16 protein-coding genes are annotated in these 12487 nt (G+C 39.7%); 1 reads left to right on the top strand and 15 read right to left on the bottom strand.

Going from position 1 to position 12487, the window contains the following annotated elements:
• Positions 1–179 precede the first annotated feature (179 nt).
• Genes ACFQ4X_RS08585 through ACFQ4X_RS08615 form a run of 7 tightly spaced genes read right to left on the bottom strand, consistent with a single transcriptional unit; the run spans position 180 to position 5744 of the window.
• On the bottom strand, positions 180–1154 hold the full coding sequence (locus tag ACFQ4X_RS08585) for a biotin--[acetyl-CoA-carboxylase] ligase (RefSeq protein WP_379834439.1): 975 nt from the start codon (positions 1152–1154) through the stop codon (positions 180–182).
• A complete protein-coding gene (locus tag ACFQ4X_RS08590) occupies positions 1151–2335 on the bottom strand; it encodes a CCA tRNA nucleotidyltransferase (RefSeq protein ID WP_379834441.1) in 1185 nt (394 codons plus the stop codon). Before ACFQ4X_RS08590 ends, ACFQ4X_RS08585 begins: the two co-directional genes overlap by 4 nt.
• A gap of 7 nt (positions 2336–2342) precedes the next feature.
• Complete coding sequence (gene bshA / locus ACFQ4X_RS08595; RefSeq protein WP_379834442.1) at positions 2343–3473, bottom strand: N-acetyl-alpha-D-glucosaminyl L-malate synthase BshA; 1131 nt, start codon at positions 3471–3473, stop codon at positions 2343–2345.
• A 10-nt stretch (positions 3474–3483) separates the two neighbouring features.
• Entirely contained in the window at positions 3484–4176 is a 693-nt protein-coding gene (gene bshB1 / locus ACFQ4X_RS08600) for a bacillithiol biosynthesis deacetylase BshB1 (protein WP_379834444.1), read from the bottom strand.
• Positions 4173–4589, bottom strand: coding sequence for a methylglyoxal synthase (gene mgsA / locus ACFQ4X_RS08605; RefSeq protein ID WP_077364067.1), 417 nt, complete (start codon positions 4587–4589; stop codon positions 4173–4175). Before mgsA ends, bshB1 begins: the two co-directional genes overlap by 4 nt.
• 11 nt (positions 4590–4600) lie before the next feature.
• Positions 4601–5404: a 4-hydroxy-tetrahydrodipicolinate reductase gene (gene dapB, locus ACFQ4X_RS08610; protein WP_379834446.1), complete on the bottom strand. Its 804-nt coding sequence runs from the start codon at positions 5402–5404 to the stop codon at positions 4601–4603.
• Entirely contained in the window at positions 5397–5744 is a 348-nt protein-coding gene (locus tag ACFQ4X_RS08615) for a nucleotide pyrophosphohydrolase (RefSeq protein ID WP_066290414.1), read from the bottom strand. The genes dapB and ACFQ4X_RS08615 overlap by 8 nt, the downstream gene beginning before the upstream one ends.
• A gap of 142 nt (positions 5745–5886) precedes the next feature.
• Here ACFQ4X_RS08615 and ACFQ4X_RS08620 point away from each other — a divergent pair, with 142 nt between their 5' ends.
• Positions 5887–6759, top strand: a complete 873-nt coding sequence (locus ACFQ4X_RS08620; RefSeq protein WP_379834449.1) for a YitT family protein — start codon at positions 5887–5889, stop codon at positions 6757–6759.
• A gap of 29 nt (positions 6760–6788) precedes the next feature.
• Here the strand turns inward: ACFQ4X_RS08620 and ACFQ4X_RS08625 are convergent, their stop codons facing one another.
• The 8 genes from ACFQ4X_RS08625 to ACFQ4X_RS08660 form a co-directional block, all read right to left on the bottom strand.
• Positions 6789–7469 (bottom strand): zinc metallopeptidase, encoded by a 681-nt coding sequence (locus ACFQ4X_RS08625; RefSeq protein ID WP_066290419.1) that lies wholly within the window; start codon positions 7467–7469, stop codon positions 6789–6791.
• A gap of 85 nt (positions 7470–7554) precedes the next feature.
• Positions 7555–8349, bottom strand: coding sequence for a sporulation protein YpjB (locus ACFQ4X_RS08630; protein WP_379834451.1), 795 nt, complete (start codon positions 8347–8349; stop codon positions 7555–7557).
• A gap of 83 nt (positions 8350–8432) precedes the next feature.
• Positions 8433–8999 (bottom strand): DUF1405 domain-containing protein, encoded by a 567-nt coding sequence (locus ACFQ4X_RS08635; RefSeq protein WP_379834452.1) that lies wholly within the window; start codon positions 8997–8999, stop codon positions 8433–8435.
• 58 nt (positions 9000–9057) lie between these two features.
• Positions 9058–9825: a menaquinol-cytochrome c reductase cytochrome b/c subunit gene (locus tag ACFQ4X_RS08640; RefSeq protein ID WP_379834454.1), complete on the bottom strand. Its 768-nt coding sequence runs from the start codon at positions 9823–9825 to the stop codon at positions 9058–9060.
• Between the two features lie 48 nt (positions 9826–9873).
• Positions 9874–10545, bottom strand: coding sequence for a menaquinol-cytochrome c reductase cytochrome b subunit (qcrB, locus tag ACFQ4X_RS08645; protein WP_066241815.1), 672 nt, complete (start codon positions 10543–10545; stop codon positions 9874–9876).
• 3 nt (positions 10546–10548) lie between these two features.
• Entirely contained in the window at positions 10549–11052 is a 504-nt protein-coding gene (locus ACFQ4X_RS08650) for a ubiquinol-cytochrome c reductase iron-sulfur subunit (protein ID WP_379834455.1), read from the bottom strand.
• Between the two features lie 120 nt (positions 11053–11172).
• Positions 11173–11637 carry a YpiF family protein gene (locus ACFQ4X_RS08655; protein ID WP_379834457.1) on the bottom strand — a complete coding sequence of 155 codons (465 nt, stop codon included), beginning with the start codon at positions 11635–11637 and terminating at the stop codon, positions 11173–11175.
• A gap of 285 nt (positions 11638–11922) precedes the next feature.
• A complete protein-coding gene (locus ACFQ4X_RS08660) occupies positions 11923–12474 on the bottom strand; it encodes a ReoY family proteolytic degradation factor (protein ID WP_066290437.1) in 552 nt (183 codons plus the stop codon).
• Between the last annotated feature and the right edge of the window lie 13 nt (positions 12475–12487).

Genomic DNA, 12487 nt, shown 5'->3' on the forward strand with positions numbered 1-12487 from the left:
CTTCCAAAGAGGAAGAAGGCATAGGAAACATCCCTAGACGTTTTGATTGTTTGCTCCCTCTGTCCCGGTCCTGATTTTGGATCTAGGCAGATATATGGTTGATGTTCAAAAACTCGCAGTACTAGTGCAGTTCCACTGTAAGGATACCGCCTATAAGATTATTTTATCACGTACATAACTTAGTGAGAAGGAAATTCGATATCCGCTGAATAGATTGAATGGATCTCTCCATTGTCATCCTCGAGCAGCAGAACACCTTCATCTGTAATTCCTTTTGCGTAGCCAGTTAGAGATCCTGTGACAGACCTTGCTGTTATTCTTTTTCCAAGGCTGTAAGCACGTGCTTCCCAAAGAAGCTTTATAACCGCAAAGCCTTTGTCTAAGTAGCTTTTATACAGATTTTCAATCTCTTGCAAAACTGCACCTACTATTTCAGCTCGCTTATATGTTTTTCCGCCTTCGATCGCAAGGCTTGTCGCAATTTCTGAGATTTCTTCTGTAAAGTGCTTTTTCTCCTGATTGACATTCATTCCGATTCCAACAATAACAGAATGGATGGAATCGGCTTCTGCCTGAAGCTCAGTTAGAATTCCAGCTACTTTTTTCCCTTTGATTAATAGATCATTCGGCCACTTGATAGCAGCTTCAAGACCTGTTACTTTTTCAATTGCTCTTGATGCAGCAACAGCAATAAGCAATGTGAGCTGCGGAGCTTTTTGAAGGGGGATTTCGGGACGAAGGATGAGACTCATCCAGATACCAGTTCCAGATGGAGACTGCCACGCTCTCCCAAGCCTGCCTCTTCCGCCGGTCTGTTCATCGGCAAGTACAATACCTCCTTCAGGAGCACCTTCTCTTGCTAAACTGTGTGCTATTTCCTGTGTGCTTTTAACAGAATTTTTGTAAGTAACCTTTTTGCCGAACGTTCCTTCACCTGTGTATAAAGAGACTTCCTCTGCTGTTACAAGGTCAGGAGAAGTGATCAGACGGTAGCCTCTTTTCTGAACGGCTTCAATCGAATAGCCTGATTTTCTTAGCTCTGATATATGTTTCCATATAGCTGTCCGTGAACAGTTCAAGTTTTCACTTATCTGCTGACCTGAAACAAATTCACCCTCATTTTCAGCCAACATGTGTAATAATGCTTCTTTCATTCTTTTCCCCACCTTTGCACCCAATCGCTGATCTCTCCTTCAGAAAGTGGGAGTTTACCTTCAACGATTTCTCTTTCTAACTCCTGAAAAAGTTGTCCTACCCATACGCCTGGAGCTTTTTGTTTAATTTTTAATATATCTTCACCATTTAAAGGGATTTCATCTCTGGATTTAATAACGATTTCATTTGCAAGCTGTTTCAGTTTGCTCGCTTGTTCTTCATAGGATTCATCCTCAATTAGACATTTTAGCCTTAGACCTGATAGTGCTGCATTTAATCCTGTGGTGTATAAATCCATTTTCGTCCATTTAGCTTTTTTATATGAAGAAAGGATGTTTAAAACTGACTGGATAACCTTATTAGGAAGCTTCCATAACTTTAAGAAGTCTCTCTCATCATCCACTTTAGTTAAAACAATTACAGCCGCCCATCTTTGTTCTTCGCTATTTAAAGAGCTCCAGTCAAATGACAGTAAGCTGCCTTCGCAAATTTCCTCTAAAGGATAAGGCATATATGGGAAGACGCCGCAATTTTGCATAAGTTGCAGTGCTTTTCCGGTATGTTCGCCTTCAAGCAGTTTCTTGAATTCCACTGTTATTCTTTCTGTAGATATTCGTTTAAGCAATTGTGCATTTTTCTTCAGTGCAAACTTTGTTTCTTCTTCAATATTCATCCCGTACACACTCATAAAACGGAATGCCCGCATGATGCGAAGCGGATCTTCAGAGAATCGGTGATCAGGTTTTCCTACAGTCCTGATCTGCTGCTTTTTAAGATCTTCTCTTCCATTGAATGGGTCGATTAGCTGAAAATTCTTATCCATGGCCATCGCATTAAATGTAAAATCTCTTCTGGACAGGTCCTCTTCTAATTTTGTGACAAACCAAACTTTAGAAGGTCTTCGAAAATCTTCATATTTGTCTTCTTTTCTGAATGTTGTCACTTCATAAGATACATGATTATATCTAACGATGACTGTACCATGTTCAATACCGACTGGAATCGTTTTTGGAAAGATGCTTTGTATTTCTTTAGGTTTTGCACTCGAAGCTATGTCTATGTCCTTTATCGGACGATTTAAACAATAATCCCGAACACAACCTCCTACAAAATAAGCCTTGAAGCCTTTTGATTCGATTTGCTCTATTACATGAGAAGCATCCTCAAATAACTTGTTCATATGAACCTCAACCCTTTACTAAAGAGTTATAGATTTCTTCGTATACACTCACTATTTTTTCAGATAAAAAGTTTTCCCTTACATGCCTAACAGAATTCTCTCTGAAACGTCTAAGTCTTTCATCATTTTTTAATAAAGAGATGGCTTTATCTGCCACAGCAGCCGTGTCTCCTACTTCCACCATGTACCCAGTCTCACCATCCACAATCACTTCAGGAATACCGCCGATGCGCGTTCCAATTACAGGCACGCCGCAAGCCATCGCTTCTAATAGAACGAGCCCGAAACTTTCTTTTTCTGATAACAGCAGTTTCAGATCGCAAATAGAAAATAGTTCTCCTACATTCTCCTGCTTTCCTAAAAATAACACATCATCTTCTATGTTAAGTTCACGGACTAGTTCACACGCTACTGTCAATTCAGGCCCGTTTCCGATCAGCAATAACTTTGATGGCATCTCTTTTCTGATCAATGAAAAAGCTTTGATCACATCCTGAATCCGCTTAACGGGTCTGAAGTTAGATATATGTACGATTACTTTTTCATCATCTTGTATTCCATATGTTTGTTTAAGCTCTGAATTATTACCACGTCTGTAATACACCCGCTCATCAACAAAGTTATGTACAGGAATAATTTCTTTTCGAGTTTTTAGCAGTTTTTCTGTATCCTCTTTTAACTGATGAGAAACGGCAGTTACTGCATCAGATTTTTCGATGCCGAATTTTATCATCTCACTTAATGAAGGATCGTAACCTAATACGGTAATATCTGTTCCGTGGAGAGTTGTAACAATTTTTATATTGTCATCTAACATCTGCTTTGCGAGAACAGCGCACACTGCGTGCGGTACAGCATAATGCACGTGCAGAAGATCTAATTTTTCCCGCTTAGCTACCTCTGCCATTTTGCTTGCTAAGGCAAGGTCATAAGGAGGATACTGAAAAACCGAATATTGGTTTACTTCCACTTCATGAAAAAAAATGTTCGGATAAAATTTCCCGAGACGAAAAGGTATGCTGGACGTGATAAAGTGAATCTCATGGCCTCTTTCCGCGAGCAATTTTCCGAGTTCAGTAGCAACCACCCCTGACCCGCCGACAGTAGGGTAACAGGTGATTCCGATTTTTAACTTCATAACAATCTCCTTATAAATTGTTGGTTACATAAGTTTGTTCAGGAATAAAACCTTCTGCATAAGCAGTACCCGCTTCAAATCCAAACAGCCTGTCCCTTGCTTCAACGCGTTCAATATAGCCGTTCGTGAGCGGTGTATCAACACTGTCTGCAGTTTTTATAAACTGAGAAGGGTATGCTTGCAAAGCTTTTATTTTATATGAATATGCTTCACTGACATTCAGAAACATTGAAGGTCTTTCCGTGCTGTTAATGAAATAATAAAAAATATTTTTTACTTTATGTGCCTCGAGACCATCAGAATCTTTGATATTTTTTATACCAGCTGAAAAAACTGCTTCTTTTACTAGTTTAGCGCAATTACCATGATCAGGATGACGATCGGCCCAATAAGGAGCAAAAACATACTCGGGCTTGAACTTTCGGATACAAGAAACCATTTTCAAGATGAAATCTTCTTGCAAATACAAACCTCTGTCCGGGAGCTGAAGATTCACTCTACTTTTAACACCTAGAATATCGGACGCTTCTTTGGCTTCTCTTCTCCTGATCTCAACGCTTCCGTTTGATGAGAGTTCAGCTTCAGTTAAGTCACAGATGATAACTTCACGACCTCTTTCTGTTTCTTTTTTAATTGCTGCTCCCATTCCGATTTCCACATCATCTGCATGTGCACCGAAAGCAAGCCAGTTTTGTAGGTTCATTTGTTTTCTGACTCTCTTTCATCGATTATTCTGCGCCAGTCTAAGTCTCCTCGTTCTAGTGACTTGATAAAAAGTTCCGCTGAAGCTAAATTTGTTGCCAGTGGAATTTGGTAAACATCACACAGACGCATTAATGCTGATACATCTGGTTCATGCGGCTGAGCTGTTAAAGGGTCTCTGAAAAACAAAACGAGATCCAGTTCGTTTTCAGCAATCAGTGCACCGATCTGCTGATCACCGCCTAAAGGGCCAGACTGTAACAAGTTAATAGAAAGATTTGTAGCTTCGTTTATTTTAGATCCTGTTGTTCCTGTTGCGTATAAAGTATGATCCATTAAGATATCTTTATAAGCAATTGTAAAATTAATCATATCGTTTTTCTTTTTATCGTGCGCAATAAGAGCTATTTTCATAATTACACCTCTTATTCCATTATATTTTCAAGACCATACACAAGGCCTTCGATGTTCATGACACTTTCTACAGCCATTTTCACTCCCGGCATGAAAGACGCTCTGTTCATAGAATCATGGCGAATAGTCAACAGCTGTCCTTCACCGCCAAACATAACTTCTTGGTGAGCTACAAGTCCTGGCAATCTCACACTATGAATCCGGATCCCTTGCAGCTCTGCACCTCTTGCCCCTTCCAGATCTTCTTTTTCATCTGGGTGTCCCTGCCTTTTTTCCTCTCGAACTTCAGTAATAAGCTGCGCTGTTTTTAAAGCAGTTCCAGATGGGGCATCAAGCTTTTGATCATGATGCTTCTCGATAATCTCGACATCCGGAAGATACTTGGCTGCCATTTGAGAAAATTTCATCATCAAAATAGCTCCAATCGCAAAGTTTGGTGCGATAATAGCACCTGTATTCTTTTCTTGTGCGAGCTCTGTCAGCCTCTCGAGATCCTCATTGGAAAAACCAGTCGTGCCGATCACAGTTCTTAATCCGTGGTTAAGAGCGATTTCAAGGTGTTTTTTTCCGATATCAGGGCGAGTCAGGTCGACTAATACATCTGCTTTCACCGACTGAATACATCGTTCTAAATCATCGTAAACAGGTGCTTCCATAGAAACAGGAGCCCCTTGCAGATCTTTCACTTGCAATCCGTCATTTTTAGAGTCCACGGCAGCTGCCAGTTCGAAATGAGATGCAGCTTCAATCATCTTTAACGCTTCTGTACCCATCTTTCCGCGGGGACCTGCTAAAATAATTTTTATTTTATCCATTGTTTCTCTCTCCTTCATCAATACGTGTCCATCTGTCTTTATCCCGTGTTTGAAATTTATTCATTACTGTACTTAGTGCTTCATCCAAATCTATATTAAGGGAATTCGCAAGGCATATTAAAACAAAGAACATATCTCCAAGTTCTTCTTCTACTGTTTTTGCATCCTCTGATGACTTTTTTGGTTTTTCGCCATAATGGTGATTGACCTCACGAGCAAGTTCACCAAGCTCCTCGGTTAATCTGGCAAGCATTGCAAGAGGGCTGAAGTAGCCTTCTTTAAACTGTGATATGTATTGATCTACAACGTCCTGACTTTCTTTTAAAGTACGGTTGGCCATGATGGTGACCCTCCTTATCTTTTTAGTTCCACCTTTATGTTATCGGTATTTTTTATGTTTGACAAATTTCATGAAATTTTGATTATAATAGGAAGGCGTGTTTAGAAGAAACAACTCGATTTAGACAGAAAAGAGGCATTATATGATTTATCCTATCAAACTAAAAAATATTCTTTTCATCCTATTTGGTTCTGCTATTTTCTCTTTTGGAATTGTTCATATTAATATGACGAACAATTTAGCAGAAGGCGGTTTTACTGGGATCACCCTTATTCTCTATTTTTTATTTTCAATTGATCCTTCGTATTCTAACCTTGCTTTGAACATTCCATTATTCTTTGTAGGGTGGAAACTGCTTGGCAGAAATTCTTTCATTTATACAGTTATTGGGACTGTTGCAGTATCTGTCTTCTTATTTATTTTTCAGAGATATTCTTCAATTATGATAGACCTGAAAGAAGATATGACACTCGCTGCTCTGTTCGCCGGTGTATTTATCGGCGTCGGCCTCGGAATCATATTCCGCTATGGGGGAACAACCGGAGGAGTAGATATTATAGCACGGCTAGGCCATAAATTCTTAGGCTGGAGTATGGGTAAAACCATGTTTATTTTCGATTTTATGGTTATCGCCATTTCACTTGTTTACTTAAATTATCGTGAAGCTATGTATACTCTTGTTGCTGTATTTATTGGAGCACGTGTGATTGATTTTATGCAAGAAGGGGCTTACGCCGGGAAAGCAGTTATGGTTGTTTCAGAAAAAAACGCTGAAATTGCTGCGAATATTATGAAGGAACTGGACCGGGGTGCAACATTATTAAATGGTAAAGGAACATTTACCGGGCAGCTTCGTGAAGTTCTGTATTGTGTAATTGCGAAGAACGAAATCGTTCGTTTAAAGCAAGTTATCGAAAGAATTGATCCACATGCCTTTGTAACTGTAAATGATGTTCATGAGGTAATCGGAGAAGGCTTCACTCTCGATGCGGATAAGAATCCAATAGGAAGATAAAAAAACTCCCGAGAAATCGGGAGTTTTCATTAGTCGTCTTGGTTCATTCCTAAGAACATGAATATAAATCGGGCTAATTCCAGTAATGCAACTAATGCGCCAGCAACATATGTTAATGCTGCAGCGTTTAATACTCTGCGAGCTCCGCGTTCTTCATTGTTGCGAATCATACCAGTTGATACGATTTGGTCCATCGCACGAGAGCTTGCATTAAACTCAACAGGCAATGTTACGAACTGGAACAATACAGCGGCTGACATGAAGATAATTCCCAGCAAGAACAGGTTTGTTGCTTGAAAGAAAATTCCGCCTAATATCAATAAGAATGAAAAGTTCGATCCGATGTTGGCAACAGGTACAAGTGCGTGTCTGAAACGCAGGAAGGCATAACCTTCAGCATCTTGAATAGCATGGCCTACTTCGTGGGCTGCCACAGCAGCACCTGCAATCGAATTTCCATAATAGTTATCTTCAGATAAACGAACTACTTTGCTGCGAGGATCATAGTGATCGGAAAGCATTCCTCTGACAGGTTCTACTTGAACATTATACAGCCCATTTTCATCTAAAATCTGTCTTGCTACTTCCGCACCCGTTTTACCAGTGCTGTTAGCTACCTTTGAATACTTCTTGTACGTACTTTTTACTCTCATTTGCGCCCAAATGGGAACAATGAGCAAAATAGCGAAGTAGATTAAAAATCCACCCATTTTTTGCATTCCTCCATATAAAAAGCTTTTGTTAGGAACATTTTACGTTTTAAAACCATTGCTTGTCAAAGAATTCGCATCAGGGTTATCTCTTTCCAGGAACTCGAAGCTCTTCTTCTTTATCACCCTTATATTTTCTCCAGCCAACATAAAATAATGTCGATGAAATAATTCCGCCTATTGAAAAGATAAGCCAAAACAGCGAAGGCTCTGAATTATCATTTTTAGCGAAAAAAAGAGCTTCAAAGTCTGCTGCAGCTGCTTCAAGTTGTTTCTGATGTTCGGCATTTGTCAAAATTTTATTTCTGTTGGCATCTACATAGGAAACATGTTCATCCAATTTTTCAATCTTATCGGGACTTAAATCAACCATCAAAGCAGGTCTAACTGTTTCATATCGTTCTAATAGTAGATTTGCTGCTTGATGAAACGCTGTTGAATTTTGATCACCGATTTCTTTTTCCATGGTAATAAACGGTTCGAGCATCATCAAACCGGTTTTTTTCCATAACGGTTCATAATTGGTTTGCAAGGCATCAACAAGGAGACGGACTTCAGTGAGTTTGTTAAGCTTCTTCTCTTTCGTCCATTCTGGATTCTGCAGAGATGTTATTGCATCCGAGAATGTATATTCTACGAGACGCTGCTGATCAGGTCTTAACGATAGCACATCTTCAATATGGGTGATATTTTCCGAGGTGAATTCTAGAACATCTGCCGCCTCATTATATCTTTCAATTTTACCTAGTTCCCATATTTCACTCGTAAGCTCATTAATCTCTGACCAATCTTTTATCGTAGTATGATTCGATGCATATACAGGCATCGCAGCTAAAGAAACGATACAAAAAATCAATACTGCCCATCCTACCCTTTTCATCCGTTGTCCCTCCTGTACCCTTATACTAAAAAGTATGAGAGCTGGGACAAGGTTAGACCTAATTTAAGGCAATAAAGAATAGGCTAGGACTTTCTCATTCTCCAGACAAGAACCACAGATAGTACAGAAAGCCAGAATGTAAGATAGCCGATCATGTCTTGATATGGAGCTAAAACAGGATATCTTGGCATCATTCCAAATACATAATCTACGATCTCGTTATGAAACAGCCATAAAGCAGCTGCACCTGCATGCCATACTTTTATTCTATAAAATGGTGCATACAAAAAACCCTGTAAAGCCATTCCAAGATGAGAGAATATAAGCATATAATTAACGATATCCAAGGGAGTTCCTACAAAAGCTCCCCCTAAGTTCATCCCTACCGCCCAGATTCCATATTTAAATAGTGATGCCGCTGCGAGTGCTTCAAAAAGGCCATTTTGCTGTTTTAGCAAAAAGCCTATTAGAACAAACACAAAGAACAGTGATGCTGTCGGGCTGTCCGGAACGAACGGAAGGAAATACCACGGAGTTTCAATCAGCTGATAGTAGTACCAATAATAACCGTAAATCGTGCCAAGGATATTTACCAGCAGAAGAGTCATTAGAAACCATCGTTCTTTGATGATTGTGAGAATCCACGACATTTTTATACTCCTTTACTTTTAGAAAAAAAGCCGGCCCATACCGAGCCGGCTTTTTACATTATTTCTTTTCAAGTTTTGAGATGAATTCAGCTAGCTTTTTAAGCTCTTCATCTGATCCTTTAAACGCGTTTGGCGGCATGCCTGGCGGCTTACCTTCTTTAGCGATTTTCATGATTTCTTCAGGTTTTAAACCTGTTCCGATCAATGATGGACCAGAAGCACCACCTGTTAAGGTGTTACCATGACAGCCAACACAGCTCTGTTTCTGGTAGATCTGATATCCTGGATCATTTTGGTCAAAGCTTACATCAACAATCTTACCTTGAGTCTTCGCTTTTTCCCAATCATGAGTCACAACGGATTCCCATGTTAAATATGTAACGGAAATCAAACCTAAAAGCATTAATCCAGTTGCAATCGGACGTTTAGAAGGACGTCTCTCCAATCCTGTATCTAGGAACGGCGCTAACATTAAAGCACCAAATGCCAGACCAGGAATAATTACTGTACCAATTAGAACATAATCCCCTGCCGCATACTTGTACTTCAAGAGCTGGTATAAAAATAAGAAGTACCAGTCTGGTAGAGGAATATATCCGGCATCGGTAGGATCAGCTTTTTTCTCCAAAGGAGATTCATGAACGATAGTCAATACTAGGTAACCGATTAAGAAAACGGCACCAACCATCCACTCTTTTAAAAGAAAGTTTGGCCAGAATGCTTCTGTTTTTCCCGGGAACTCCGAATAGTCTTTCGGTATATTCGGTTTGCGTTCAGCAGGAACACGAGAGTCTCCGACAAACTTCATTCCTTTACCGCGATGCATATATTTCCCTCCTTTGCTCTCATGAAACTTTTAAATCATTGCTGGTTTTTACAACGGTCCGGAAATACCTTGTTTACGGATCATTAAGAAGTGGGCACCCATTAAGCCTAACAATGCTGCAGGAAGGAAGAATACGTGAATCGCAAAGAATCGCGTAAGCGTCTGTGCTCCGATAATCTCTCCGCCGGCAAGGAATGTTTTTGCGATTGGACCAACAACAGGAATTGTCATAGCAATCTCAATCCCTACTTTTGTCGCAAATAGCGCTTTCATATCCCAAGGCAATAGATATCCTGTAAAACCTAAACCTAACATAACAAAGAAAATAAGTACTCCGACAACCCAGTTTAATTCTCTTGGCTTTTTATAAGCTCCCTGGAAGAATACGCGCAATGTATGTAAGAACATCATTACGATAACAAGGCTTGCGCCCCAGTGGTGCATTCCGCGTACGATAACTCCAAATGCCACTTCATTTTGCAGGTAATAAACGGATTCCCAAGCATTCACGATATCAGGTACATAATACATTGTTAAGAACATACCTGATAGAATTTGAATAACCGTGATAAAGAAAGTTAATCCGCCGAAACAGTAAACAAACGCAGAGAAATGATGTGCGGGGTTTACGTGTTCAGGTACCTCATGGTCTGCAACGTCTCTCCAAAGCGGCGTAATATCCAGGCGCTCATCTACCCAGTCATAAATCTTTTGTAGCATTCATTACGCCCCCTTTCTTGGTTTTGCCTTTCCTAAGTAAAGCTTCCCATCTTTCACCTGGCTGTCATATACATCAAGCGGTGCAAGAGGTGCAGTACCCTTTACGTTTGTTCCATCCTTCGTATAGCGCCCTAAGTGGCAAGGACAGAAAAACTGATTAGGGTGTGATGGATCTGTGTTCCAGTCTACTGTACAGCCTAAGTGTTTACAGATTGGAGAAAGTGCGATAACATCACCGTTCTTCGCTTTATAAACCCAGGCAGATTGAGTGACATCAGACTCGTACCAGCCATCTTTTTGTTTGATTTTAAAGTCGAAACGCTTCGGTTCGTTCGATAGCTCTTCTATACTCGTAACCGCTACCAATTTTTGATCAGAACCCTCTTTTAAAATCGGATCAAGGGCGAAACGGACCATTGGCATAAGCATGCCGGCAGCCATAAATCCGCCAACGCCAGTTAATGTGTAGTTTAAGAACTGACGTCTTGAAATATCTTCCTTTGACATTGTTTTCCCCCCCTTATGCTGTAAATAACGGTCCCTCCGGACTTTTACACACATATTACTAGGACATAAACATGATAGCTTAAGTTGTCTTTTACTGTCAATATGAACATGACGTATTTATCATGAATTTATCCCGCGCTGCCAATCATTAAAGATGAGCTGAAAAAGCGGTTTCACTTGTTCTTTAATAACTTCCAGCCTATATTTTTCATCCATACTTTCTAGAGGCAGTGCAGGAACCCAAAAAAGCTGCCCTGTAATAGTATGTTCAAATTCCTTCCAATACACATCACTAGTCATCAAAAAGATATGTTTAAAGTGTCCGGAGGCTTTAGTATGTTCTAGCAAACTTTTTAATTGATCGATTGGTGAATGTTCTTTAACATATGTAAAATTAGGAGCTAAAAACATCCTTCCGTGCAGCTGCCGTTCAATTTCGCCGCAAAGCATCTCGGTATATTCCCCCATCGTGACACTGCTCTTAAAATCTTGTTTGAAATCGATCGGGGTTAACGGGATTAACAGACTATCAACATATTCCCCAGACTTTAAAAATACATCTGCATCACTTGTCTTCCATCTCATAATTATATCTCCTTATGCTATTCCTTATTCTGTTCTATATCGTACCACAACTCTGCTGGTTTTAACGTTATTCTATGTAAATTATGCTTGAGAATTGTCGGAATTTTACGGTGAACGCCGACTTGTAGATATTCGGCAAAAACTCGTGGATTAAGGCAGTAAACTTTTGGATTCAGACAGAATGAAGGCATAATGAACAGCATTGTTCCAAATCTGCTCCTTTAATTTTGGCCGTAGATAAACACAAAAAAAGGATGACTCAATATTTGAGTCATCCTTTTACATTTAAGATGGCTGTTTTTCAAGATTCTTAAGCTCTGTTGTCCACTTGGTAAAACTATCATAATCTTTTTGATCTAATGCTTCATCGATCTTAGCCATAATATCGTTTTTACGGTAAGTTTCAATAGACTTTTCGAGAATCATCTCAGCCCATATGCCGTACTTTTTGTCCATTGACATATTTTGAGGCAGGTGCGGGTTCTCTTCCAGTACTGAGGCATACTCAGGTGTAAGTCTCGAAGCATTAAAGTTGAGCTCTAAATAAATTTCTTCTTCCTGATTTAAACGAATATCATGGAAAGACTTTTCTGCATCCGTTGTTAAAACATTTTGTTTGTAAAAACGGAATGGAACACCATCTGTACATTGAGTAGACATGATAATAGCTTTTGGACAATACTCTGCTTTTTCAACAAAATGAACTTTTTCCATCAGCTGGTCATCACTGACTAAATAATTTAAAAGCCAAACACATTCGCGCTTCTTTAACTGATAATGATTAAGGAACCATTTGATAAAATCCTTCTTTTCAAGGACCGAAACGGTGCTGCTCATTGCAATCCCCCCA

The organism is Fictibacillus halophilus, assembly GCF_042680145.1.
Taxonomy (GTDB): Bacteria; Bacillota; Bacilli; order Bacillales; family Fictibacillaceae; genus Fictibacillus; species Fictibacillus halophilus_A.

Bases quoted from the DNA above. Each gene is read 5' to 3' on its own strand.
- bshB1 (WP_379834444.1), bottom strand. From the start codon at position 4,176: ATGAACCTACAAAACTGGCTTGCTTTCGGTGCACATGCAGATGATGTG.
- ACFQ4X_RS08650 (WP_379834455.1), bottom strand. From the start codon at position 11,052: ATGTCAAAGGAAGATATTTCAAGACGTCAGTTCTTAAACTACACATTA.
- qcrB (WP_066241815.1), bottom strand. From the start codon at position 10,545: ATGCTACAAAAGATTTATGACTGGGTAGATGAGCGCCTGGATATTACG.
- ACFQ4X_RS08635 (WP_379834452.1), bottom strand. From the start codon at position 8,999: ATGTCGTGGATTCTCACAATCATCAAAGAACGATGGTTTCTAATGACT.
- ACFQ4X_RS08655 (WP_379834457.1), bottom strand. From the start codon at position 11,637: ATGAGATGGAAGACAAGTGATGCAGATGTATTTTTAAAGTCTGGGGAA.
- ACFQ4X_RS08590 (WP_379834441.1), bottom strand. From the start codon at position 2,335: ATGAACAAGTTATTTGAGGATGCTTCTCATGTAATAGAGCAAATCGAA.
- ACFQ4X_RS08615 (WP_066290414.1), bottom strand. From the start codon at position 5,744: ATGGCCAACCGTACTTTAAAAGAAAGTCAGGACGTTGTAGATCAATAC.
- ACFQ4X_RS08625 (WP_066290419.1), bottom strand. From the start codon at position 7,469: ATGGGTGGATTTTTAATCTACTTCGCTATTTTGCTCATTGTTCCCATT.
- mgsA (WP_077364067.1), bottom strand. From the start codon at position 4,589: ATGAAAATAGCTCTTATTGCGCACGATAAAAAGAAAAACGATATGATT.
- ACFQ4X_RS08640 (WP_379834454.1), bottom strand. From the start codon at position 9,825: ATGCATCGCGGTAAAGGAATGAAGTTTGTCGGAGACTCTCGTGTTCCT.
- dapB (WP_379834446.1), bottom strand. From the start codon at position 5,404: ATGGATAAAATAAAAATTATTTTAGCAGGTCCCCGCGGAAAGATGGGT.
- bshA (WP_379834442.1), bottom strand. From the start codon at position 3,473: ATGAAGTTAAAAATCGGAATCACCTGTTACCCTACTGTCGGCGGGTCA.
- ACFQ4X_RS08660 (WP_066290437.1), bottom strand. From the start codon at position 12,474: ATGAGCAGCACCGTTTCGGTCCTTGAAAAGAAGGATTTTATCAAATGG.
- ACFQ4X_RS08620 (WP_379834449.1), top strand. From the start codon at position 5,887: ATGATTTATCCTATCAAACTAAAAAATATTCTTTTCATCCTATTTGGT.
- ACFQ4X_RS08585 (WP_379834439.1), bottom strand. From the start codon at position 1,154: ATGAAAGAAGCATTATTACACATGTTGGCTGAAAATGAGGGTGAATTT.
- ACFQ4X_RS08630 (WP_379834451.1), bottom strand. From the start codon at position 8,349: ATGAAAAGGGTAGGATGGGCAGTATTGATTTTTTGTATCGTTTCTTTA.